Origin of the sequence: Streptomyces sp. NBC_01689, from assembly GCF_036250675.1 — a bacterium.
Classification (GTDB): domain Bacteria; phylum Actinomycetota; class Actinomycetes; order Streptomycetales; family Streptomycetaceae; genus Streptomyces.
On the sequence record NZ_CP109592.1, the window covers coordinates 5,508,576 to 5,531,761 of the forward strand.

Consider the following 23,186-nt stretch of genomic DNA (forward strand, 5'->3'; position numbering starts at 1 on the left):
GCCCCGCCCGGCGTGCCGACCGACGTCCGCTCGGCGCGCCCTCACCCCGGACACCGCCGTCCGTGCCCCCAAGGAGGCGAGCCCTTTTGAGTACGGGACCCGGAGCAGACTCCGCCCCCGCACCTGCCACCCACGACTCCCCGCCCGCCCCCGACGGTGCCGCCCGCCCGTCCCGCACCTCCCCTTCCCGCACCCCCTCGGCGCCGGACCCCGCGGTCCCGCCCTCCTCGGCGGCGACCCCTCCGGCATCGCCCCCCTCGCCCCCCTCGGCCGCGGTGGCCTCCCCGCGGGCCGTACCGCCCACCGCGCGTCCGGCGGCCCCGGCGAACCCGTCGTCCTCGATGTTCAGTTCCCTGAAGATCCGGAACTACCGGCTGTTCTTCCTGGGACAGGTCGTCTCCAACACCGGCACCTGGATGCAGCGCATCGCCCAGGACTGGCTGGTGCTGAGCCTCACCGGCTCCTCCGCCGCGGTGGGCATCACCACCGCGCTGCAGTTCCTGCCGATGCTGCTCTTCGGGCTGTACGGCGGCGTCCTGGTGGACCGGCTCCCCAAGCGCCCCACCCTGCTGGCGACCCAGACGGCCATGGGTCTCACCGGTCTCGCGCTCGCCTTCCTGACCCTCTCCGGCCACGTCCAGGTCTGGCACGTCTACCTGGCGGCCTTCGCGGTCGGACTCGCGACGGTCGTCGACAACCCGGCCCGCCAGTCCTTCGTCTCCGAGATGGTCGGCCCCGGCCAGCTGCAGAACGCGGTCAGCCTCAACTCGGCCAACTTCCAGTCCGCCCGGCTCGTCGGCCCCGCGGTCGCGGGTGTGATGATCACCGGCGTGGGCACCGGCTGGGCGTTCCTGTTCAACGGACTGTCCTTCGTGGCGCCGCTCGCCGGTCTGCTGATGATGCGCGGCCGCGAGCTGCACATGGTCGAGCGGGCACCCCGTGGCAAGGGGCAGCTCCGCGAGGGCCTGCGCTATGTCGCCGGCCGTCCCGACCTGGTCTGGCCGATCGTCCTGGTCGGTTTCATCGGGACCTTCGGCTTCAACTTCCCGGTCTGGCTCTCCGCCTACGCGGACGACGTCTTCGACGCGGGCGCCGGCGCCTACAGCCTCTTCAACACGCTGATGGCGGTGGGCTCGGTGGCCGGAGCGCTGCTCGCCGCCCGCCGCGGCACGGCCCGGCTGCGTGTGCTGATCGCGGCGGCGCTGGCCTTCGGCCTGCTGGAGACGGTGGCGGCGGTGGTGCCGTCGCTGTGGCTCTTCTCGCTGCTCATGGTCCCGATCGGGGTGTTCGGCCTGACGGTCAACGTCACGGCGAACACCGCGGTGCAGATGTCCACGGACCCCGTCATGCGCGGCCGGGTCATGGCGCTGTTCATGATGGTCTTCGTCGGCGGTACGCCGCTCGGGGCGCCGCTGGTCGGCTGGGTGACCGACGCCTACGGTCCGCGCGTCGGCTTCGCCCTCGGCGGCCTGGTCTCGGCCGCCGCGGCGACGGGCGTCGGCCTGGTCCTGGCGCGGGTCGGCGGGCTCCGGCTGTCGGTGGGCTGGTACGGCGGTCATCCCCGGGTGCGTTTCGTGCCCAAGGAACGGCTGGCGACCGCCGTCTGACCGGCACCGCGGCCCCCGGCCCTGGGAGAGTGGTGCCATGAGACTCTTCGCGGCGGTGCTGCCACCCGGGGAAGCGGTACGGGAACTCGGCGCGGCGGTGGACCTGTTGCACCGGCTGCCGGGCGCCGACGGCCTGCGGTGGACGGGCCGGCCGGGGTGGCACTTCACGCTCGCCTTCTACGGCGAGGTCGAGGAGGGGCTCACCGGCCCGCTCGCCGAGCGGCTGGCCCGGGCCGCCGGCCGTACGCCCCCGGTGCCGCTCGCCCTGGGGGGCGGCGGCCACTTCGGCGGGCGGGCGCTGTGGGCCGGTGTGTCGGGAGACGTCACCACCCTGCGGCTGCTCGCCGACCGGGCGGAGGCGGCGGCGCGCCGGGCGGGCGTCCCGATGGAGGAGCACCGCCGCTACCGCCCGCATCTGACGGTGGCCCGCAGCCGGCACTCCATGGACTTCGGGCCGTACGTCACCGCCCTGGACACCTTCGCCGGGCGACCCTGGACGGCGGGCGAGCTGTGTCTCGTACGCAGCAATCTGCCGAGGTCGGGGGTGCCCGGGGAGCAGCCGCGCTACGAGACGGTGGAGCGGTGGCCGCTGGCCGGGGCGGGCGGCTGAAGCGCGCCGGGGACGGCCGGATAACCTCGGGGGCGTGAATCCCAAGACCCGAAACCAAATCATGGCCGGTGTGCTCGTGCTGATGTTCGTCGTGGTGGCGCTGGCGGCGGCGGTCAAGTAGACGGCCCGTACCCGGGGACGGCCCGCACGCCGGGACAGCCGGCACGCGGAGACAGCCGGTGACCGGGGACAGCCGGTGACCGGGGACGCCGGGCGCGCCCACGGTGAGCTGTCGGCGCGCCCCCGCTGCGGAGACCCCCCGCGGAGACCCCCCCCGCGGAGACTGCGCGCGGAGACCGCGCGCGGCCGGGAGCGTCGGGGGCCTCGCCGGGAGGGCGCCGGAGCCCGCCGGAAGCCCCGTCGCGGCCTTCGGAGGAGCCGCGGGGACGCGGGCGGCGCGGGAACCGCCGATGCCGGTCCCGTGGGACGGCCGCGCGGTTCCCGCACCCCCGACGACGCCCTTCGGCTGTGCTACCAGGCGAAGGCCTCGGGCGAGGGTCCCGGGCCCGGGAAGATCTCGTCCAGCGCGGACAGCAGCTCCTGCGACAGTTCCAGCTCGACGGCGCGCAGGGCGGAGTCGAGCTGCTCGGCGGTGCGCGGGCCGACGATCGGACCGGTGACGCCGGGCCGGGTCAGCAGCCAGGCCAGTGCCGCCTCGCCGGGTTCGATCCCGTGCTTGTCGAGCAGGTCCTCGTAGGCCTGGATCTGCGCACGGATGGCGGTGTCGGCCAGGGAGTCGGCGGCGCGTCCGCCCGCCCTGCGTCCGCCCTGCGCCTCCTTCCTGATGACCCCGCCGAGCAGTCCGCCGTGCAGCGGCGACCAGGGGATGACCCCGAGGCCGTACTCCTGCGCGGCCGGGATGACCTCCATCTCCGCGCGCCGTTCGGCCAGGTTGTAGAGGCACTGCTCGCTGACCAGGCCGATGGTGCCGCCGCGGCGGGCGGCGATCTCGTTGGCCTGGGCGATCTTGTAACCGGGGAAGTTGCTGGACCCGGCGTAGAGGATCTTGCCCTGCTGGACCAGGACGTCGATCGCCTGCCAGATCTCCTCGAAGGGCGTGCTGCGGTCCACGTGGTGGAACTGGTAGACGTCGATGTAGTCGGTCCGGAGCCGCTTCAGGCTGGCGTCGACCGCCCGCCGGATGTTGACCGCGGAGAGCTTGTCGTGGTTGGGCCAGGCGTCGCCGTCGGCGGCCATGTTGCCGTAGACCTTGGTGGCGAGCACGACCTTGTCGCGCCGGTCGCCGCCCTGCGCGAACCAGTTTCCGATGATCTCTTCGGTACGGCCCTTGTTCTCGCCCCAGCCGTACACGTTCGCGGTGTCGAAGTAGTTGATCCCTGAGGCCAGTGCCGCGTCCATGATCGCGTGACTGTCGGCCTCGTCGGTCTGCGGACCGAAGTTCATGGTGCCGAGGACGAGCCGGCTGACCTTGAGTCCCGTGCGTCCGAGCTGCGTGTACTTCATGACTCCCCACCCAACGGCGTGGAGTGCGCTCTAGGCAAGAGCGGGTCAGGCGCGCGCGGCGGCGTACGGCCCCCCGAGTCCCCACGCCTGGTGCATGGCCTCCGCGAAGGCCTCCGCGATCCGGTGCTCGCCCCTCTCGTTCGGGTGGGTGCCGTCGTAGGTGTCGGTGTGGATGTCGTATCCGGGAGGCGGGGAGACGAGCAGCAGGGGGGAGCGGGGTTCGCCGAGGTCGGCGACCGCCTTCGCGAGAAGGTCGTTGAAGGAGTCCACCGCGGCGGCGAAGGGCGGGTCGGACCGCGCGCGGACGTTCGGGGTCACCGGCAGGACGGCCATCCGGATCCGTGGGTTCGCCGCCCGGGCCTCGGCGACGAAGGCACGGACGTTCCCGGCCGTCTGCTCCGCGTTCGTGTAGAAGCCCAGGTCGATCAGACCGAGGGAGACCAGGAGCACGTCGGCGCGGTGCGAGCGGACCGCCTCCTGGATCAGCGGGACCATGTGGATCCAGCCCTCGCCCCAGCCGGCCAGATGGGCCCGCGGGAAGTCGGGCTCCGCGTACGCGTACGAGTCGGGGGAGTCCGTGGCCTTGTCGTACAGCGTCTCGCGCGGGCCGACGATCCCGAACGGGCCCCCGTACGTGGTGCGCAGGTGCTGCCACATCCGGTATCGCCACGTGTGTTCCCCCGCGCTCCCGATCGTCTGGGAGTCACCGACGGACATGAACCTGAGCATCCGCTCATCATGGACGATCGGTGTCGGGGGCATCAGCGCCGGGGGTGTGAGCCTGGACACGCCCCGCGGGGCGGGCGGCGGGCACCGGAAGGTCGGCGCGGAAGATCGATCTGAAAGTCCGTTCGAGATGGCAGGCTTGGGCCATGCGCCGATCGTCCTCGTACCTCGCCGGAGCCGCCGCCCGACTGGCCGCCGGAGCCGCCCTCGTCGTCGCGCTGTCGGCGCCGGCCGTCGCCGACAGCGGGGACGACGGATTCACCATCAAGGACCCCCGGATCACCGAGTCCAGCGGGCTCGTCGCCTCGCGTCTGCACCCCGGCATCTACTGGACGCACAACGACAGCGACGACGGCCCGTACCTCTACGCCGTCGACAGCAGGACCGGCGAGACCGTCGCCACCGTCACGATGAGCGGGGTCGGCGCCCCCCGCGACGTCGAGGCCATCTCCCTGGGACCGGACGGCGACCTCTACGTCGGCGACATCGGAGACAACCTCGGCGGCACCTGGAACCACGTGTGGATCTACAAGCTGCCCGAGCCGAAGGTGCTCGAGGACCAGACGATCCGGGCCACCCAGTACGTCGTGAAGTACTCCGACGGGCCGCGCAACGCCGAGGCGCTGATGGTGCATCCGAAGACCGGACGGGTCTACATCGCCGACAAGAACGAGGACGGCGGCCACCTGTACGAGGGCCCCGCCCACCTCTCCTCCTCCGGTACGAACGTCTTCCGCCCGGTCGCCACGATCGACCTCTGGGTCACCGACGGCGCCTTCTCGCCCGACGGCCGGCAGCTCGCGCTGCGCGGGTACTTCGGCGGGATCGCGTACTCCTGGAACGACGGGAAGCCCAGGCGGCAGGGGCGGCTGAACGTCCCGCTGCAGGGCCAGGGCGAGTCCGTCACGTACACGCCCGGCGGGTCCCAGCTGATGTACGGGAGCGAGGGCAAGGACAGCCCCGTGCAGCCCGGTTCGGTTCCCGGGGGCGGCTCGGGCTCCAAGTCGCCCTCGGAGAGCGGCGGTTCGGCGTCCGCAAGCGGTGACGGCGGGGCGGGCCTGGGCACCGGGGCCAAGGGAGCGCTGGCGGTCGGCGCGGTGCTGGTGGTGGTCCTCGGGGTACGGCGGCTGCTGCGCAGGTCCTAGGACGGCCGGGCCGGGAGCCCGGGGCCCGTTCGGCCGTCGGGCCGGGCGACGGCCGCCGGGGCCGTCCTTCCCCGCGCGGTGACGGCGGGAAGCGGGAAGGGGCGCCCGGCGGGTGCCGGGCGCCCCTTCCGTGGACCGCCGGGGGTCAGAGCTTCTCGATGACGTGGTCGACGCACCGCGTCAGCGCCTCGACGTCGGCCGGGTCGATCGCCGGGAACATCGCGATGCGCAGCTGGTTGCGGCCGAGCTTGCGGTAGGGCTCGGTGTCCACGATGCCGTTGGCGCGCAGGACCTTGGCGACGGCGGCCGCGTCGATCTCGTCGTCGAAGTCGATCGTGCCGATGACCTGCGAGCGCTTGGCCGCGTCGGTGACGAACGGGGTGGCGTACTTGGAGTCCTCGGCCCAGGTGTACAGGCGGGTCGAGGAGTCCTTGGTGCGGGCCGTGGACCAGGCGAGGCCGCCCTGGCCGTTGATCCACTCCAGCTGTTCGTTGAGCAGGAACAGGGTGGCGAGGGCCGGGGTGTTGTAGGTCTGGTTCTTGCGGGAGTTGTCGATCGCGGTGGGCAGCGAGAAGAACTCCGGCACGTGCCGGCCCGACGCGTGGACGCGCTCGGCGCGCTCGACGGCGGCCGGGGAGAAGACGCCGATCCACAGACCGCCGTCGGAGGCGAAGGACTTCTGCGGGGCGAAGTAGTAGACGTCCGTCTCGGTGATGTCGACCGGCAGGCCGCCGGCGCCGGAGGTGGCGTCCACGAGCACGAGGGAGCCCTCGTCGGCGCCCGCGACCCGGCGGATCGGGGCGGCGACACCGGTGGAGGTCTCGTTGTGGGTGAAGGCGTAGACGTCCACGCCGGCCTCGGCCGAGGGGTCGGGGTGGGTGCCCGGGTCGGACGCGATCACGGTGGGTTCGGCGAGCCACGGGGCGAGCTTCGCGGCCTTGGCGAACTTGGAGCTGAACTCACCGAAGGTGAGGTGCTGCGACTTGTTCTCGATCAGGCCGTGGGTCGCCACGTCCCAGAACGCGGTGGAGCCTCCGTTGCCGAGGACGACCTCGTACCCGTCGGGCAGCGAGAACAGTTCGCGCACACCCTCCCGGACCTTTCCGACCAGGTTCTTGACCGGCGCCTGGCGGTGGGAGGTGCCGAGCAGTGAACTGCCGGTCGCCGCCAGCGCGTCCAGTGCCTCCGTCCGCACCTTGGAGGGGCCGGCGCCGAATCGTCCGTCGGCGGGCTTGATGTCAGCGGGGATCTGGATGTCAGCCACGAGCCGGAGGGTATCCCCTCGGCGAAACCGGACGGAAGCGTGTCCGTTCGATGAGACGACCCGCCCGGCCCGCGGAAGCCGGGAGCGCGCGGCGTGTCGCGCGCCCCCGGCGGAGGGGCTACGGGGCCAGCCGGACCGGCAGTTCGAACAGGTCGTTCTGGGTCACCACGGGCTTGTTCCGCAACTCCCCGGCGGGGAGCGCCAGATCGAGGCCGGGGAAGCGGTCGTACAGCGCCGGCAGCGCGACGCCGGCCTCCAGCCGGGACAGGGCCGCCCCCGGGCAGACGTGCGGACCGTGGCCGAAGGAGATGTGGCGGTTGGCGGTGGCGCGGGTGATGTCGAAGTCCCCGGCCGTCGGGCCGTGGGCCTTCTCGTCGCGCCCGATCGCGCCGTACGACACGATCAGCGCGTCACCCGCGGGGATCACCTTGTCCCCGACCGGCACGTCCTCCGTCGCGAACCGGATCAGGACGTGCGAGGTGGGGGTGGAGTGGCGCAGGGTCTCCTCCACCACCGCCGACCAGTCCGCCTCACCGGAAAGGACGAGCGCGCGCTGCTCCGGATGGGTGGACAGGTTGACCACCGCGTTGACGATGAGGGAGATCGTCGTCTCGTGTCCCGCCGCGACCATCAGCTGGAGGGTGGAGACGATCTCCTCGTCGGTGAGGTGGTCGCCGTCCTCGGAGGCGAGGATCAGGGCGCTGGTCAGGTCGTCGCCGGGTTCGGCGCGCTTGGCCGCGACGGTGTCGGCCATGATCCCGGCCAGCTCGGTGAGCGTGGCGAGGACCTCGGCGGGCGGGGTCTGCGTCGAGAAGAACTTCTCGAACAGCTCCTTGAGACGGGGGAGCCGGGACTCCTCGATGCCCATGAGGTCGGCGACGACGTACATGGGCAGCGGGTAGGCGAAGTCGGCCTTCAGGTCGACGACACCGTCGTCCGCGGAGAGCTGGTCGAGCAGCCCCTGCGTCAGCTTGGTGATGCGCTCCCGCATCTGCTCCACCCGGCGGGGCGTCAGGGCCTGCGCCACCAGCGTGCGCATCCTGCGGTGGTCGGCGCCGTCGACCGTCAGCATGGAACGGCCGGGGTTGGCGAGCCCGATCAGCGGCCAGTCGGGGGCTATCTCGCCGCGCTGCCAGGCCCCCCATACGTTGATGTCCTTCACCAGGCGGGGGTCCGTGAGCAGGGCGCGGGCCTCCGCGTGGTGCGTGACCGCCCAGACGGGAACGCCGCCGGGCAGTTCCACGGCGGCCAGCGGACCGGCTTCGCGCAGCCGGGCGCTCTCGCCGTCGAGGTCGGTCACGAACGGGTCGAGGGCGATACGTGCGGTCATGCGGGGATGCCTCCAGGAGCCGGGGTGGGGATGCCGCGTCGCCGCGGGGGCCGTGGTGCCGGCGCGTGCCGCCGCGGTCCCCGCGTCTCCCGGCCGGACACGGGGGCCGGCCGGGCGCGGTGGAGTCTCACAGTGCGGGTACGGGGGTGAAGCGCACCGGGAGTTCGGTGAGGCCGCGCAGCCAGGGTGAGGGCCGGCGGGTGAGGGACGCGGCGGGTACCGCCAGGTCGATGTCGGGCAGCCGGTCCAGGACGACCTCGATGCCCGTCCGCGCGATGACCTCGGCGACCTCCTGGGCGGGGAACGGGCAGCGGTGCTCGCCGTGTCCGAAGGAGAAGTGGGCGTTGTTGCCGCCGGTGAGGGCGGAGCCGTCGGTGCGGACCTGCGGGTCGGAGTTGGCGCCCTGCAGCCCGAGCAGCAGCAGGTCGCCGGCGCGGACGCGGTGGCCGCCGAGCTGGGTGTCGCGGGAGGCCCAGCGGCCGGCGACGTTCTGGGTCGGGGTGTCCTCCCAGAGGACCTCGTTCATGGCCTCGGCGACGCTGTTGCGGCCGCCGAACAGGGAGGCGGCGAAACGGTCGTCCGTGAGCATCAGGCGCAGCGAGTTGCCGATCCAGTCCGCGGTGGGCTGGTGGCCGGCGGCCATCATGACCATGAGGTCCTGGATGATCTCCTCGTCGGTGAAGCCCGAGGTGTCGGCGAGCATCCGGGAGACGACGTCGTTCGCGGGGTCGGCCTTGCGGTCGGCCAGCAGCCGCGCCATGGAGCCTGCCAGGTGCTGCTGTCCGGCGAGTGCGCCGGCCCGCCCGTTGATCATGTCGTTGAGCGCGGTGACCAGGCCGGGACCCTGCTCCTCGGAGAAGCCGTAGAGCGTCGCGAGGACCCGCACGGGCAGCAGCGCCGCGTAGTCCCCGACGAGGTCGATCTCGCCCTCGGCGCAGGCCGCGTCGATGAGTTCGTCGGCGAACCGCTCGGCGTGGGAGCGCAGTTCGAAGGGGTCGACGGCCTCCAGCGCCTCGCTGATCATCGCGGCGCGCTCCCGGTGGCGGTCGCCGACCGTGTACAGGATCGAGGGCTGCTTGCGGCCGATCATCGGCAGCAGCGGCCAGTCGTCGGGGATGCGGTCCCACTGGTTCCACAGGTCCGAGTCCCGGCTGAACAGCACGGGGTCGCCGGTGACCTGGTGCAGCTCGCGGTAGCCGAGCACCAGCCAGGCCGGTATGTCGCCGTCCAGCACGACGGACGCCACCGAGCCGTGGTCGCGCCGCATCTCCCGGTACAGCTCGGCCGGTTCGGTCTGGAACCGGGGCCCGCTGAGGGGCACGGGGGCGGGGGTCACAGGGCCAACTCCGGTGATCTGGTGGCTTCTCCGGCGGCCGGGGCGGTGGCCGCGGCGGCGTACACGGTCTGCAGGTGTTCGACCAGGGTGATCAGCACCCGCTTGCTGGACTCCCGCGAGCGGGCGTCGCAGTCGATGAGCGGGACGTCCGGGTCGAGGTCGAGGGCCTCGCGGATCTCGGCGGGGGTGTGGGCCGGGCCGCCGAAGTCGTTGCAGGCGACGATGAACGGCGTGCCGTGGTGTTCGAGGCGGTCGATCGCGTACCAGGAGTCGTCGATGCGGCGGGTGTCGACGAGGACGACCGCGCCGAGGGTGCCGGAGAAGAGGCGGTCCCACAGGAACCAGAAGCGTTCCTGGCCGGGCGCGCCGAACAGGTACAGCACGTTTCGGGCGTCGAGCGTGATGCGGCCGAAGTCGAACGCGACGGTGGTCGCGGACTTGCCGCGGACCTCGCTGATGTCGTCGATCGCCTCACCGGCCCGGGTCATCGTCTCCTCGGTGTTGAGGGGACGGATCTCGCTCACGGAGCGGACCAGGGTCGTCTTGCCGACGCCGAAACCGCCGACGACCACGATCTTCAGACCGTTGTCGGCGGTGGCGCCCAGCGGGGTCCTCGCGTCAGAGGTTGCGTAGTCCAACGAGCACCTGCTCCAGGATGTCGGGATCGGGTAGTGCTGCCTTCTGCGGGTGGCGGGCGCTGACCCGGCCCGCGGCGAGCAGGTCGGAGAGCAGCACCCGGGTGATGGACACCGGCAGTTTCAGTACGGCGGCGATCTCCACGACCGCCGTCGGCCGCTCGCACAGCCGCAGGATCGCGGCGTGCTCCGACTGCATGCCCAGGACCGGGTCGCACTCGGCGACCACGAGCGTCACGAGGTCGAACGGGGTGTCCGGCCCGGACCGGCTGCGCCCCCCGGTGAGGGTGTACAGCCGGTCGGGCGCGTCGTCCCTGCCCGGACGGCTCATGACGTCCGGGGCTGCGCGCTCAGGTGTTCGCCGAGTTGCTCCACCAGCTCGCTCATGTTGTGCCCGACCAGGCCGGCGTCCGCGTCCTCGGCGGTGACCACGGCGAGGTGGGCGCCGTCACCGGCCTCCACGATGAACAGGACACCGCCGTAGAACTCGGTCATCGCCGAGCGCACGCCGCCGCTGCCGTCGCCGAACTCCACGGACGCGCCGTGGGACAGCGACTGGATGCCCGCGGCGATCGCGGCGAGCTGGTCGGCCCGGTCGACGGTGAGTTCCGGGGTGCGGCACAGCTTCAGGCCGTCGCGGGAGAGCACGAGGGCGTGCCGGGCGCCGGGGGTGCGCTCGAGGAGGCCCTCGATGAGCCAGGAGAGCTTCTCGTCGGCGGTGGTGGTGCCGGTCATGAAGTGGTGTCGCCTTCCGGATGCGGGGGGTTGGTGTCCCGTACGGCGGCTTCGTCGCGTACGGATTTCTCGGGGGAGTACGCCGGGACGCGTACGGAGTCGTCGGGCACGGTCCCCTGGACCGCGGCCTGGTCGGGTGCCGTGCCGCGGACGGCCTGGCGGAAGCTGCTGAACCGGGCCGCCGTCACCTTGGAGTCGGTCGTGCGGGGCTCGGGCTCGGGGGTCTGGTCGCCGGTGAGGCGGGCGCGGCCGCGTTCGGCGTCCGCGAGGGTGCGGCCGCGGCGGCGCTTGGGCAGCGAGCCGGTGGCGGGGCCGGTGTCCGCGTGCCGGGGGGAGTCGTGGGTGGGGACCGGGTCGGGGTCGAGGTCCCCGGTGGCCCGGGCGGCGGCGTACGACGCCTGGTGCGCGGGTCCCGCGGCAGGCGGGTCCTCGGTACGGGCGGGGTCCTCGGCCGGGGTGGACCGGTCGTCGGCGGGGGCGGCCGGGACGGGTGCCGGGGAGGGCGTGCCGGCGGGCGCGGCCTGGGGCGCCGTCGGCGCGGGCGCCTGCGGCTGGGACAGCAGGTCCTGGGGAATGAGCACCAGGACCCCGGTGCCGCCGCGCGCGGAGGGCCGGAAGGAGATCTTCAGACCGTGCTTGCGGGCGAGCCGGCCGACCACCGCGAGACCGAGCCGGGTGCCGGTGAGGCCGCCCAGTTCGGCGCCGTCACCGGAGACGGCCCGTTCGGCGCGGCGCAGCTGGACGTCGCCCATGACGAGACCGCTGTCCTCGACGGAGACGATGACACCCGCCGGGACCTCCTCGACGTACACATGGACCTCGGCGGTCGGCGGCGAGAAGTTCGCCGCGTTGTCGAGGAGTTCGGCGAGCGCGTGCATCACGCCCTCGGCGGCGTGCCCGGCGACGGCCGCGTCGCTGGAGGAGTGCAGGCGCACCCGCTGGTAGCCGCCGATGCGGCCCATGGCGCCGCGCAGGATCGACTCCATCACGATGGGCCGTGCCCAGCGGCGGCCGGAGCGGGCGCCCGCGAGGACGGCCACGGAGTCGGCGAGCCGGCCGGCCTGCGCGGTGCGGTGATCGAGGTGCAGGAGGTCGGCGAGGACCTCCTCGTCGGAGTGCTTCTCCTCCATGGCGCGCAGGTCGGCGAGCATGGCCGTGGAGAGGGCCTGCATACGGCCGGCCGCGTTGGCGGTGGCGGAGATCGCGGCGGCCCGGTCGCCGGTGGCCCGCCGGACCTGTGCGGCCAGGTCCGCCTTCTGGGAGGTGAGTTCGGCCGCGCGCCGCTGCTCCTCGGCGATCTCGGCGGCGAGCCGCTGCCGTTCGGCCTCGAAGTCGGCGGTGAGGCGCGCGCGTTCACGGGCCTCGGCGTCGGCGGCCCGGGTGCGGTCGCGGGCGGAGTCCTGCGCGAGCCGGGTCCGTTCCTGCTCGAACTCCTCGGCCTGACGGGCGCGTTCCTGGAGGAGGCGGCCGGCGTCCTGGCTCACGGTGTCGAGGCGGCGGCGTGCCAGCTGTGCGGTCCGTACGGCGTGGGCGGCGACCGCGACGGCCACGCAGAGCAGCACGGCGGCCGTCCCGGTGATCCAGGCGACGGGCACCCGCGCGGAGTTCGGTGCGGTCGCCACCGCGACGGCCACCGCGACCGCCGCCAGTGCGGCGGTGAGCAGGGGGGCGGGCGCCGTGGCGCGGAGGGTGGGTCGTTCGCCGGAGGGGCTGGGCGCGGTCATGAATCCTGTCCTCGGTCCGTGTCCTCGGTCGTTTCCTGGGCGAGAGGCGACACCTGATACTCAATTCGCGGTCACTATATGAGAGTTCGTGATCGTGTTGGGAAGGTTCTGGACCCGGTCCTGTCATCGGACCGTGATTCGGCGGCCCCGGATACCGTCCGGAGCCGCCGTGCGGGGCCATCCTGGAGGCATGACGGATCTTGGCGGCCGGGGACCGGCGGAGCTTCGGGAACTACGGGCCGCGCTGCGCGGGAGGCTCGCCGCCGAGGTGCGCGGCGAGGTCGCCGTCGACGCCACCGCGCGTGCGCTGGCCACCATGGACGCGTCCAACTACCGGCGCGTCCCGCTCGGCGTGGTCGCCCCGCGCGACCGCGACGACGTGGCGGCCGTGCTGTCCGTGTGCCGGGCGCTCGGGGTCCCGGTCGTCGCGCGCGGCGGCGGCACCTCGATCGCCGGCCAGGCGACCGGCACCGGCGTCGTCCTCGACTTCACCCGGCACATGAACCGGATCGTCGCGCTGGACCCCGCGGCGGCCACCGCCGTCGTGCAGCCGGGTGTCGTCCTGGACCGCCTCCAGGAGGCCGCCGCCCCGCACGGCCTGCGGTTCGGCCCCGACCCCTCCACCCACGGCCGCTGCACCCTCGGCGGAATGATCGGGAACAACGCCTGCGGGACGCACTCGGTGGCGTGGGGCACGACCGCGGACAGCGTGCGCGGACTGTCGGTGCTCACCGCCCGGGGGGAGGCCCGCACGCCCGGCCGGGACTGGCAGGGCGCCCCGCCCGGCCTCCGTGCCCTGGTCGAGGGCGAGTTGGCCCGCCTGCGCACCGGATTCCCGGAGCTGCCCCGCCGTATCTCCGGCTACGCGCTGGACGCCCTGCTCCCCGAGCGGGGCGCGGACGTCGCCCGTTCCTTCTGCGGCTCCGAGGGCACGTGGGGCGTGCTGACCGAGGCGGTGGTGCGACTGGTCGAGGCACCGCGGGCGACGGCGCTGGCCGTGCTCGGGTACTCGGACGAGAGCGCGGCGGCGGAGGCGGCCGCCGGGCTGCTGCCGCTCGGCCCGCTGACGGTGGAGGGGATGGCCGCGGACCTCGTGCCGTCCGGCGCGGGGCTGCCGCGGGGCGGGGCCTGGCTGTTCGTCGAGACGGGCGGCGCCGACGCGGGGGAGGCCCGCGCGCGGGCCGACGCGATCGTGCGCGCCGCCGACGTCCTCGACGCCACCGTGGTCACCGACCCCGCGGGACAGCGGGCCCTGTGGCGGCTGCGCGAGGACGCGAGCGGCACGGCGACCCGGATGCCCGGCGACGGGGCGGAGGCATGGCCCGGCTGGGAGGACTGCGCGGTGCCGCCGGCCCGGCTCGGGGCGTATCTGCGGGACTTCCGGCGCCTGCTGGCGGACCACGGGCTGCGCGGGACGCCGTACGGGCACTTCGGGGACGGCTGCATCCACGTCCGCATCGACTTCGACCTGCTGACGGGCGAGGGGATCGGCCGCTTCCGCGGCTTCTCGCGGGAACTGGCGGAACTGGTGGTCTCGCACGGCGGCTCGCTCTCCGGCGAGCACGGCGACGGACAGGCCCGGGCCGAGCTGCTGCCCCTCATGTACGGCCCCGCGATGGTGGGCCTCTTCGAACGCGCGAAGGACCTCTGGGACCCGGACGGGCTGCTCAACCCCGGCATGCTGGTGCGGCCGCACCGGCTGGACGAGAACCTGCGCTTCGCGGTGCTGCCCCGCGAACCGGTGGACGTGGCGTTCGGGTACCCGGCGGACGGCGGGGACTTCTCCGCCGCGGTGCGCCGGTGCGTAGGGGTCGCCAAGTGCCGTACGGCGACGCCCGCCGACACCGGTGTCATGTGCCCGTCGTTCCGGGTGACGGGCGAGGAGGAGCACTCCACCCGGGGACGGGCGCGGCTGCTGCACGAGATGCTCGCGGGCGAGGTGATCACCGACGGTTGGCGGTCGACGGAGGTCCGGGACGCGCTCGACCTGTGCCTGTCCTGCAAGGGCTGCCGCTCCGACTGCCCGGTGGGTGTCGACATGGCCACGTACAAGGCCGAGTTCCTGCACCACCACTACGCCGGCCGGCGCCGCCCCGCCGCGCACTACGCCCTGGGACGGCTGCCGCTGTGGCTCGGACTGGTCGCCCGGACCAGGACCGCCCGGCTGCTCAACGTCCTCTCCTCGCTGCCGCCACTGGCCGCTGCGGCCAAGCGGCTGGCCGGGATCGCGCCCGAGCGGACCATCCCGCGGCTCGCGCCCGAGACGTTCAGCCGGTGGTGGCGGCGGCGGTTCACGGAGCGGGTGCGGCGGATGATGCGCGAGGGGGTGCACGGGATCGGTGGGACCGGCGGGATCGGTCGGATCGGTGGGATCGGTGGGACCGGCGGGTCCGCCGTCCGCGCGGACGGCGCCGGGGTGGCCCTCCTGTGGCCGGACACCTTCACGGAGCACCTCTCGCCGTCGGTGGGGCGGGCGGCCGTACGCGTGCTGGAGGCGGCCGGTGTGGGTGTGATGCTCACCCCGGCGGTGGCGATGAGGAAGGTGAGGGGACCGGGCAGCGGCGGCGGGGAAGGCGCGAAGGGCGGAAAGGGCGGAACGGCGGGCGCCGCCGGGAAGCGCCGTGGGAGGCCGGCGACCGGGACGGCGGGCACGACCGGTGCGGCGGACGGGGTGACGGCGGGCGCGACCGGCGCGCCGGACGGCCCGGCCCCGTGGGCGGTGGGCCGGGCGGGCCGCGTCTGCTGCGGTCTGACGTACGTGTCCACGGGTCAGCTCGACCTCGCCCGCACGGTCATGCGCCGCACCCTCGACCTGATGGGGGCCTTCCTGGATCCCGAGGTCCATCCGCGGCCCCCCGCGGTCGTCGTCCTCGAACCGAGCTGTGCCGCCGCGCTGCGCACGGACCTCCCGGAGCTCCTCCCCGACGACCCGCGCGCCGCCCGTCTGGCCTCCGCGGTGCTGACCTTCGCGGAGGCGCTCGAACGGCTCGCCCCCGACTGGTCGCCCCCGTCGCTCGACCGCCCGGTCGTCGGCCAGACCCACTGCCACCAGCACGCCGTCCTCGGCGACGCGGCCGACCGGCGGCTGCGCGCGGCCGCCGGTCTGACCGGCTCCCTCGCGGGCGGCTGCTGCGGGCTCGCGGGCGACTTCGGCTTCGAGCAGGGTCATTACGGCGTGTCGGTGGCCTGCGCGGAGGAACAGCTCCTCCCGGCGGTGGCGGCGGCCGGCGACGACGCGGTGCTCCTCGCGGACGGCTACTCCTGCCGTACCCAGCTGGAGCAGCTGACGGGCCGCGGGGGACGGCACCTGGCGGAGGTGCTGGCGGAGGCACTCGACGACCCCGGCCGACGGGCGGCCCGCGGGCAGGGGAACGAGAATGGCGAAATGTCCTGAGTGGGCTGATTCCCTCAGCCACCCCCTCACCGAGGAGTGCCCCGCATGAGGCTCCGCCTGCAGGCCATCACCCGTGAAGAGCATCTGGCGTTCGTCGCGACCCGGGCCTCGGTCAGCCATATGCAGGTGCCGTCGTGGGGAGACGTGAAGCCGGACTGGGGGGCGGAGAGCCTCGGCTGGTTCGACGGGCGGGGGCGGCTCGTCGGCGCGGGGCTGGTGCTGCTGCGGCCGCTGCCGAAGGTGCGGCGCTCTCTCGCCTACCTCCCGGAGGGACCGGTCGTCGACTGGTACGCGGCCGACCTCGCGGAGCGCTGGCTCGACCCGATGGTCGCGTATCTGAAGGGGCGGGGCGCCTTCGCGGTGCGGATGGGGCCGCCCGTGGTGGTGCGCCGGTGGAGCGCCGACGCCGTCAAGGCGGCGATCGCCGATCCGGCGGCGCGCCGCCTCGGGGAGGCGCGGGCGACGACGGACGAACCGGCCGCGGCCGGTGTCGCCGAGCGGCTGCGGAAACGGGGGTGGCGGCAGGCCGGGGCCGGTGCCGACGGCGGGTTCGCCGCCGGGCAGCCGCGCCATGTCTTCCAGGTCCCCTTCGGCACACGGTCGCTGGAGGAGATCCGCAGCGGCCTCAACCAGCAGTGGCGGCGCAACATCAAGAAGGCCGAGAAGGCCGGGGTGAAGGTCGTGCGCGGCGGTCACGACGACCTGCCCGCCTTCTACGAGCTCTACACCGAGACCGCCGCGCGGGACCGCTTCGTGCCGCGCCCGCTCTCCTACTTCCAGCGCATGTGGACCGCCCTCACCGCCGAGCACCCGGACCGGATGCGGCTCTACCTCGCGCACCACGACGGCGAAGTGCTCGCCGCGGCCACGATGCTGACGGTCGGCGACCACGTCTGGTACTCCTACGGTGCCTCCACCGGCCGCAGGCGCGAGGTCCAGCCCAACAACGCCATCCAGTGGCGCATGATGACCGACGCCCACGAACTGGGCGCCACCGTCTACGACTTCCGCGGCATCACCGACACCCTGGAGGAGTCCGACCACCACCTCGGCCTGCTCCGCTTCAAGGTCGGCTCGGGCGGTGAGGCCGTGGAGTACCTCGGCGAGTGGGACTTCCCCGTCAACCGTGTCCTCCACCGGGCCTTCGGCCTGTACATGGCCCGCCGCTGAGGGGCCGCGGCCCACGAGGGCGGGAGGACCGCCGTGCGGAACGACTGTGAGGAACGAGACAGGGTCGTCCAGGGTTCACGCGCCTGACCGGGTCCATTACTCTGGACCGGAAAGTGCAGCATGATGCACGCGTCCCGCGTCGAGCCCCTGGAAGGCACCGTGAACACCCCCAGCGCCGCCCCGTCCTCACCGGCGTCCGCGACCCCGGTCGCCCCGGTGATGGCCCCCCTGCCCGGCACGGGCGGCGGCTCCCCGGTCCGGCGCGGCGGCCTCGGGCCCGTCGGCCTGGTCCTCGCGGGGGGCGTCTCCGTACAGTTCGGCGGCGCGCTGGCGGTGACCCTGATGCCGCGCACCGGCGCGCTCGGAGTGGTGACCCTGCGGCTGCTGGTGGCGGCGATCGTGCTGATGGTGATCTGCCGGCCGAAGGTGCGCGGACACTCCCGGGCCGACTGGGCCACGGTCGTCGTCTTCGGGCTGACCATGGCCGCCATGAACGGCCTCTTCTACCAGTCGGTCGCCCGCATCCCGCTGGGCCCCGCCGTCACCCTGGAGGTGCTCGGCCCGCTGGTGCTCTCGGTGGTCGCCTCCCGCCGCGCCCTGAACCTGCTCTGGGCGGGACTCGCCCTGGGCGGGGTCTTCCTCCTCGGCGGCGGGGGGTTCGGGAGCCTCGACACGGTGGGTGTCGCCTTCGCCCTCTCCGCCGGCGGGATGTGGGCGGCGTACATCGTCTTCAGCGCCCGTACGGGCCGGCGCTTCCCCCAGGCCGACGGGCTCGCGCTCGCCATGGTGGTCGCGGCGGTGGCGTTCCTGCCGCTCGGGATCGCCGAGTCCGGGACCCGGCTGCTCGATCCGACGACCGTGGCGCTCGGGGCCGCGGTCGCCGTGCTGTCCTCCGTCCTCCCCTACACCCTCGAACTCCTCGCCCTGCGCCGCCTTCCCGCCTCCACCTTCGCGATCCTGATGAGCCTGGAACCGGCCGTCGCCGCGACCGCCGGTTTCCTCGTCCTGCACCAGGCGCTCTCGGCCACCGAGGCCCTCGCGATCGCTCTCGTCATCGCCGCGAGCATGGGTGCGGTGCGGACGCAGGTGGGGCGGGGGAAGGCCGTCCCGACGTAGCCGCGTCCGCGGGCGACCAGGGCGGGGGCTCGGCCCCCGGCCCCCGTCGGCCTGAACGGCCTCGTCCTCAGGCGCCGGACGGGCTGGGGGTGGGCGTGTGTGGTGTGGTGGCCGTCGGCCTCCGTGCCCCTGGGGGCTGCCGCCCCCGGACCCCCGCTTCGGCCTGGACGGCCTTGTCCTCAAACGCCGGACGGGCTGGAGATGTGCGCCCGTGCCGGAAGGCGGGCGTCGGAGGGCGTGCTGCCGGGGTCCGTCCCCAGGTCCCCGCTGCCCTTGCCCTGGGGGCTGCCGCCCCCCGGCGCCCGTCGGCCTGAACGGCCTCGTCCTCAAACGCCGGACGGGCTGGAGATGTGCGCCCGTGCCGGAAGGCGGGCGTCGGAGGGCGTGCTGCCGGGGTCCGTCCCCAGGTCCCCGCTGCCCTTGCCCTGGGGGCTGCCGCCCCCAGACCCCCGCTTCGGCCTGAACGGCCTTGTCCTCAAGCGCCGGACGGGCTGAAATACCTGACCTTGCCGTCGGCCTTCGAGTGCGGCCTCGCATCCCCAGCCCGTACGCGACCTGTGAGCGCGGGCCCGCATCTCCAGCCCGTCCGGCGTTTGAGGACGAGCCCTTCGGGCGAAGGCGGGGGTCCAGGGGGCGCAGCGCCCCTGGCGCGGGGACCGGAGACCGGGGGCCGATCCCGACGCTCGCTCAAACATCCCGCCCCCGATCAATGCAAGCACGCTTGATTGTTTCTCCGCCCGCTGCCATGCTCCAGAACGCACCGCGCAGGACCCCGCACACCGTCGTGCCCCGAGGGAGCGCCATCGTGTCCGACCCGTCGTCCGTGATCGACGATCTGCATCGGGAGAGCGAGGAACTCGACCTGCTGGTAGGCGGGTTGACCGAGGAGCGGTGGCGGCTCGCCACCCCGGCCCCGCGCTGGACCGTCGCCCACCAGATCGCCCACCTGGCCTGGACCGACCGTTCCGCGCTGCTCGCCGTGACCGACGCGGAGGCCTTCGCGAAGGAGGTCGAGAAGGCGATCGCCGCACCCGGCGGGTTCGTGGACGAGGGCGCCGACGAGGGCGCGGCCCGGCCGCCCGCCGAACTGCTCGCCGACTGGCGTTCGGGGCGCCGGGCGTTGGAGGGGTCCCTCCGCGCCGCCCCCGCCGGAACCCGTTTCCCCTGGTACGGGCCGCCCATGTCGGCGGCCTCCGTGGCCACCGGCCGGCTGATGGAGACCTGGGCCCACGGGCAGGACGTGGCGGACGCGCTGGGGGTGACCCGCACCCCCACGGACCGGCTCCGGCACGTGGTGCGGATCGGCGTGCGGGCACGGGACTTCGCCTTCGGGGTGCGCGGACTCACCCCGCCGGACGGCGAGTTCCGCGTCGAACTGGAGAGCGCCGCCGGGGAGTTGTGGACGTACGGACCCGAGGACGCGCCCCAGCGGGTCATCGGTCCCGCCCTCGACTTCTGTCTCCTGGTCACCCAGCGCGCCCACCGCGCCGACCTCGCCGTACGCGCGCAGGGCCCCGACGCCGACCGCTGGCTGGACATCGCCCAGGCCTTCGCCGGGCCGCCGGGAGACGGACGGCGGCCCGGGCGGGCGCGGACGCAGGAGCGGGGCCGGTGAGCGGCGGTCCCTCCTCCCCGGGCGCCCTGCGGATAGGCAACGCGTCCGGCTTCTACGGCGACCGCTTCGACGCGATGCGCGAGATGCTCACCGGCGGGCCCCTGGACGTCCTCACCGGCGACTACCTCGCCGAGCTGACGATGCTCATCCTCGGCCGCGACCGTCTGAAGAACCCGGCGGGCGGCTACGCGCGCACCTTCCTGCGGCAGCTGGAGGAGTGCCTCGGCCTCGCACACGAGCGGGGCGTGCGCGTCGTGGCGAACGCGGGCGGCCTCAACCCCGCCGGACTCGCCGGCGCCGTGCGGGAGCTGGCCGAACGGCTGGGCGTCCCGGTGCGCGTCGCCCATGTCGAGGGGGACGACCTCACCGACCGCCACCCCGGCGCCCTCGCCGCGCACGCCTACCTCGGCGGCGCGGGGATCGCCGCCTGTCTGCGCGAGGGCGCGGACATCGTCGTGACCGGCCGGGTCACGGACGCCGCGCTGGTCACCGGGCCGGCCGTCGCGCACTTCGGCTGGGCCCCGGACGCGTACGACCGTCTCGCGGGTGCCGTCGTCGCCGGGCACGTCCTGGAGTGCGGCACCCAGGCGACCGGCGGCAACTACGCCTTCTTCGGCGACCACCCCGCGCGGCTGCTGCGCCGTCCCGGATTCCCGCTCGCCGAACTCCACGAGGACGGCACGAGCGTCATCACCAAGCACGACGGCACGGGCGGCGTCGTGGACGTCGGCACGGTCACCGCGCAACTCCTCTACGAGACGTCCGGCGCCAGGTACGCGGGCCCCGACGTCACCGCCCGCCTCGACTCGGTGACGCTCTCCCAGGAGGGCCCCGACCGGGTGCGGATCTCGGGCGTCCGGGGCGAGGCGCCGCCGCCCACCCTCAAGGTCGGCCTGAACCGTCTCGGCGGCTTCCGCAACGAGGTCGTCTTCGTCCTGACCGGGCTCGACATCGAGACGAAGGCCGCGCTCGTACGGGACCAGATGGAGACCGCGTTCGACACGGCCAAGGCGCGCCCGGCGGAGGTGCGTTGGGAGCTCTCCCGGACCGACCGGGCGGACGCCCCCACCGAGGAGACCGCGAGCGCCCTGCTGCGTCTCGTCGTACGGGACCCCGGCCAGGACGCGGTCGGCCGCACGCTCGGCGGGGCGGCCGTCGAACTGGCCCTGGCGAGCTATCCCGGCTTCCATGTCCTGGCGCCGCCCGGAAAGGGCTCGCCGTACGGGGTGTTCGAGGACTCCCGCGTCCCCCAGGACGCCGTGGAGCAGGTCGCGGTCCTCCCGGACGGGCGCCGGATCCCGGTGGCCCCGGCCCGCGACACCCTGGCAGTGGAACCGGCGCCGCGCCCCGCCCCGCCCGGGCCGCCGCCCGCCGGGCCGACGCGCCGCGCCCCCCTCGGACGGGTGGCCGGTGCCCGCAGCGGCGACAAGGGCGGCGACGCCAACGTGGGTGTCTGGGTCCGCACGGACGCCGCGTGGCGCTGGCTCGCCCACGAGCTGACCGTCGAACGGTTCCGGAGCCTGATCCCCGAGAGCGCCGGCCTCGACGTCGTCCGCCACGCGCTGCCCAACCTCCGCGCCCTCAACTTCGTCGTCCGGGGAATCCTCGGCGAGGGCGTCGCCGCCCAGCACCGCTTCGACCCCCAGGCCAAGGGCCTCGGCGAATGGCTCCGCTCCCGCCACCTGGACATACCGGAGGCACTCCTGTGACCGTCCTCGCGTCCTCCCTGGACGCCAGCAGCCCTGAACACACCGCCCACCGCGAGGCGATGCTCGAAAAGCTCGCCGCGCTGGACACCGAGCACGCCAAGGCGCTCGCGGGCGGCGGCGAGAAGTACGTCGCCCGGCACCGGGAGCGCGGCAAGCTGCTCGCCCGTGAACGCATCGAGCTGCTGCTCGACCCCGACACCCCCTTCCTGGAGCTGTCGCCGCTGGCGGCCTGGGGAAGCGACGCCCCCGCGTACACGGTGGGCGCCTCGCTCGTCACCGGGATCGGGGTGGTCGAGGGCGTCGAGTGCCTGATCACCGCCAACGACCCGACGGTGCGCGGCGGTGCCAGCAACCCGTGGAGCCTGAGGAAGGCGCTGCGGGCCAACGACATCGCCCTCGCCAACCGGCTGCCCTGCATCAGCCTGGTCGAGTCGGGCGGCGCCGACCTGCCGTCGCAGAAGGAGATCTTCATCCCCGGGGGCGCGATCTTCCGCGACCTGACCCGGCTGTCGGCGGCGGGCATCCCGACCGTGGCCGTGGTCTTCGGGAACTCGACCGCGGGCGGCGCGTACGTCCCGGGCATGTCCGACCACGTGATCATGGTGAAGGAGCGGGCGAAGGTCTTCCTGGGCGGTCCGCCGCTGGTGAAGATGGCCACCGGCGAGGAGAGCGACGACGAGTCCCTCGGCGGCGCCGAGATGCACGCGCGGGTGTCGGGTCTCGCGGACCACTTCGCCGTCGACGAGCGGGACGCGCTCCGGCAGGCCCGCCGCGTCGTCGCCCGGCTCAACCACCGCAAGGCGTACCCCGACCCGGGACCGGCGGCCCCTCCCGTGCACGACGAGGAGGAGCTGCTGGGGATCGTGCCCGGCGACCTCAAGCACCCCTTCGACCCGCGCGAGGTCATCGCCCGGATCGTCGACGGCTCGGACTTCGACGAGTTCAAGCCCCTTTACGGGACCAGCCTCACCACGGGCTGGGCGACGCTGCACGGCTACCCCGTCGGGATACTGGCCAACGCCCAGGGCGTGCTCTTCAGCGCCGAGTCGCAGAAGGCCGCCCAGTTCATCCAGCTCGCCAACCAGCGCGACATCCCCCTCCTCTTCCTGCACAACACCACCGGCTACATGGTCGGCAGGGAGTACGAGCAGGGCGGCATCATCAAGCACGGCGCGATGATGATCAACGCGGTGAGCAACAGCCGGGTCCCCCACCTGTCCGTCCTGATGGGCGCCTCCTACGGAGCCGGTCACTACGGCATGTGCGGTCGCGCCTACGACCCGCGCTTCCTGTTCGCCTGGCCGAGCGCCAAGTCCGCCGTCATGGGCCCCCAGCAGCTCGCCGGCGTCCTGTCCATCGTCGCCCGGCAGTCCGCGGCGGCCAAGGGCCGTCCGTACGACGACGAGGCCGACGCCGCCCTGCGCGCCATGGTGGAGCAGCAGATCGAGTCGGAGTCCCTGCCGATGTTCCTGTCCGGGCGGCTGTACGACGACGGGGTGATCGACCCCCGTGACACCCGCACCGTCCTCGGCCTGTGCCTGTCCGCGATCCACACCGCGCCCTTCGAGGGCGCGCGCGGCGGCTTCGGCGTCTTCCGGATGTGAGG

General features: G+C 73.8%; 18 protein-coding genes. 9 read left to right on the forward strand and 9 right to left on the reverse strand.

Annotation, left to right across the window (positions count from 1 at the left end; all coding sequences use genetic code 11):
- Positions 1-341: 341 nt before the first annotated feature.
- Positions 342-1,607 carry an MFS transporter gene (locus OG776_RS23500; RefSeq protein WP_148008988.1) on the forward strand — a complete coding sequence of 422 codons (1,266 nt, stop codon included), beginning with the start codon at positions 342-344 and terminating at the stop codon, positions 1,605-1,607.
- 37 nt (positions 1,608-1,644) lie between these two features.
- On the forward strand, positions 1,645-2,217 hold the full coding sequence (gene thpR, locus OG776_RS23505; protein ID WP_148008987.1) for an RNA 2',3'-cyclic phosphodiesterase: 573 nt from the start codon (positions 1,645-1,647) through the stop codon (positions 2,215-2,217).
- Positions 2,218-2,688: 471 nt separating this feature from the next.
- Here the strand turns inward: thpR and OG776_RS23510 are convergent, their stop codons facing one another.
- Both OG776_RS23510 and OG776_RS23515 read right to left on the reverse strand, forming a co-directional pair.
- Entirely contained in the window at positions 2,689-3,681 is a 993-nt protein-coding gene (locus OG776_RS23510; RefSeq protein ID WP_148008986.1) for an aldo/keto reductase, read from the reverse strand.
- A gap of 45 nt (positions 3,682-3,726) precedes the next feature.
- Positions 3,727-4,410 (reverse strand): SGNH/GDSL hydrolase family protein, encoded by a 684-nt coding sequence (locus OG776_RS23515; RefSeq protein ID WP_148008985.1) that lies wholly within the window; start codon positions 4,408-4,410, stop codon positions 3,727-3,729.
- A 143-nt stretch (positions 4,411-4,553) separates the two neighbouring features.
- Between OG776_RS23515 and OG776_RS23520 the strand changes: the two genes are divergently transcribed.
- Complete coding sequence (locus OG776_RS23520; RefSeq protein WP_148008984.1) at positions 4,554-5,552, forward strand: WD40 repeat domain-containing protein; 999 nt, start codon at positions 4,554-4,556, stop codon at positions 5,550-5,552.
- A 145-nt stretch (positions 5,553-5,697) separates the two neighbouring features.
- On the opposite strand, the gene serC is transcribed toward OG776_RS23520, so the two are convergent.
- From serC to OG776_RS23555, 7 genes are all read right to left on the reverse strand, one after another.
- Positions 5,698-6,816 carry a phosphoserine transaminase gene (gene serC, locus OG776_RS23525; protein ID WP_148008983.1) on the reverse strand — a complete coding sequence of 373 codons (1,119 nt, stop codon included), beginning with the start codon at positions 6,814-6,816 and terminating at the stop codon, positions 5,698-5,700.
- A gap of 118 nt (positions 6,817-6,934) precedes the next feature.
- On the reverse strand, positions 6,935-8,146 hold the full coding sequence (locus OG776_RS23530; protein ID WP_329322495.1) for a cytochrome P450 family protein: 1,212 nt from the start codon (positions 8,144-8,146) through the stop codon (positions 6,935-6,937).
- Positions 8,147-8,273: 127 nt separating this feature from the next.
- Positions 8,274-9,482, reverse strand: coding sequence for a cytochrome P450 (locus tag OG776_RS23535; protein WP_148008981.1), 1,209 nt, complete (start codon positions 9,480-9,482; stop codon positions 8,274-8,276).
- Positions 9,479-10,120 carry a GTP-binding protein gene (locus OG776_RS23540; RefSeq protein ID WP_382652485.1) on the reverse strand — a complete coding sequence of 214 codons (642 nt, stop codon included), beginning with the start codon at positions 10,118-10,120 and terminating at the stop codon, positions 9,479-9,481. Before OG776_RS23540 ends, OG776_RS23535 begins: the two co-directional genes overlap by 4 nt.
- On the reverse strand, positions 10,101-10,448 hold the full coding sequence (locus tag OG776_RS23545; RefSeq protein WP_148008980.1) for a DUF742 domain-containing protein: 348 nt from the start codon (positions 10,446-10,448) through the stop codon (positions 10,101-10,103). Before OG776_RS23545 ends, OG776_RS23540 begins: the two co-directional genes overlap by 20 nt.
- The gene (locus tag OG776_RS23550; RefSeq protein ID WP_148008979.1) at positions 10,445-10,852 is read right to left on the reverse strand and encodes a roadblock/LC7 domain-containing protein; all 408 of its coding nucleotides are present in this window, start codon (positions 10,850-10,852) and stop codon (positions 10,445-10,447) included. The genes OG776_RS23545 and OG776_RS23550 overlap by 4 nt, the downstream gene beginning before the upstream one ends.
- Positions 10,849-12,576 carry a sensor histidine kinase gene (locus OG776_RS23555; RefSeq protein WP_329322496.1) on the reverse strand — a complete coding sequence of 576 codons (1,728 nt, stop codon included), beginning with the start codon at positions 12,574-12,576 and terminating at the stop codon, positions 10,849-10,851. Before OG776_RS23555 ends, OG776_RS23550 begins: the two co-directional genes overlap by 4 nt.
- A gap of 190 nt (positions 12,577-12,766) precedes the next feature.
- On the opposite strand from OG776_RS23555, the gene OG776_RS23560 reads away from it, so the two are divergent.
- The 6 genes from OG776_RS23560 to OG776_RS23585 all read left to right on the forward strand — a co-directional run bounded on the left by OG776_RS23560 (position 12,767) and on the right by OG776_RS23585 (position 23,184).
- A complete protein-coding gene (locus tag OG776_RS23560) occupies positions 12,767-15,970 on the forward strand; it encodes an FAD-binding and (Fe-S)-binding domain-containing protein (RefSeq protein WP_329322497.1) in 3,204 nt (1,067 codons plus the stop codon).
- A gap of 45 nt (positions 15,971-16,015) precedes the next feature.
- Positions 16,016-17,140 (forward strand): lipid II:glycine glycyltransferase FemX, encoded by a 1,125-nt coding sequence (locus tag OG776_RS23565; protein ID WP_329322498.1) that lies wholly within the window; start codon positions 16,016-16,018, stop codon positions 17,138-17,140.
- A 159-nt stretch (positions 17,141-17,299) separates the two neighbouring features.
- Positions 17,300-18,256, forward strand: coding sequence for an EamA family transporter (locus OG776_RS23570; protein ID WP_329323753.1), 957 nt, complete (start codon positions 17,300-17,302; stop codon positions 18,254-18,256).
- 805 nt (positions 18,257-19,061) lie between these two features.
- A complete protein-coding gene (locus OG776_RS23575) occupies positions 19,062-19,871 on the forward strand; it encodes a TIGR03084 family metal-binding protein (protein ID WP_329322499.1) in 810 nt (269 codons plus the stop codon).
- Entirely contained in the window at positions 19,868-21,580 is a 1,713-nt protein-coding gene (locus tag OG776_RS23580) for an acyclic terpene utilization AtuA family protein (protein ID WP_329322500.1), read from the forward strand. The genes OG776_RS23575 and OG776_RS23580 overlap by 4 nt, the downstream gene beginning before the upstream one ends.
- Positions 21,577-23,184: an acyl-CoA carboxylase subunit beta gene (locus OG776_RS23585; protein ID WP_148008974.1), complete on the forward strand. Its 1,608-nt coding sequence runs from the start codon at positions 21,577-21,579 to the stop codon at positions 23,182-23,184. Before OG776_RS23580 ends, OG776_RS23585 begins: the two co-directional genes overlap by 4 nt.
- Positions 23,185-23,186 lie beyond the last annotated feature (2 nt).

Coding starts and splice junctions, on each gene's coding strand:
- OG776_RS23545 (WP_148008980.1), bottom strand. CDS start 10,448: ATGAGCCGTCCGGGCAGGGACGACGCGCCCGACCGGCTGTACACCCTC.
- OG776_RS23550 (WP_148008979.1), bottom strand. CDS start 10,852: ATGACCGGCACCACCACCGCCGACGAGAAGCTCTCCTGGCTCATCGAG.
- OG776_RS23565 (WP_329322498.1), top strand. CDS start 16,016: ATGAGGCTCCGCCTGCAGGCCATCACCCGTGAAGAGCATCTGGCGTTC.
- OG776_RS23510 (WP_148008986.1), bottom strand. CDS start 3,681: ATGAAGTACACGCAGCTCGGACGCACGGGACTCAAGGTCAGCCGGCTC.
- OG776_RS23500 (WP_148008988.1), top strand. CDS start 342: ATGTTCAGTTCCCTGAAGATCCGGAACTACCGGCTGTTCTTCCTGGGA.
- OG776_RS23560 (WP_329322497.1), top strand. CDS start 12,767: ATGACGGATCTTGGCGGCCGGGGACCGGCGGAGCTTCGGGAACTACGG.
- OG776_RS23530 (WP_329322495.1), bottom strand. CDS start 8,146: ATGACCGCACGTATCGCCCTCGACCCGTTCGTGACCGACCTCGACGGC.
- OG776_RS23515 (WP_148008985.1), bottom strand. CDS start 4,410: ATGCTCAGGTTCATGTCCGTCGGTGACTCCCAGACGATCGGGAGCGCG.
- OG776_RS23555 (WP_329322496.1), bottom strand. CDS start 12,576: ATGACCGCGCCCAGCCCCTCCGGCGAACGACCCACCCTCCGCGCCACG.
- OG776_RS23520 (WP_148008984.1), top strand. CDS start 4,554: ATGCGCCGATCGTCCTCGTACCTCGCCGGAGCCGCCGCCCGACTGGCC.
- thpR (WP_148008987.1), top strand. CDS start 1,645: ATGAGACTCTTCGCGGCGGTGCTGCCACCCGGGGAAGCGGTACGGGAA.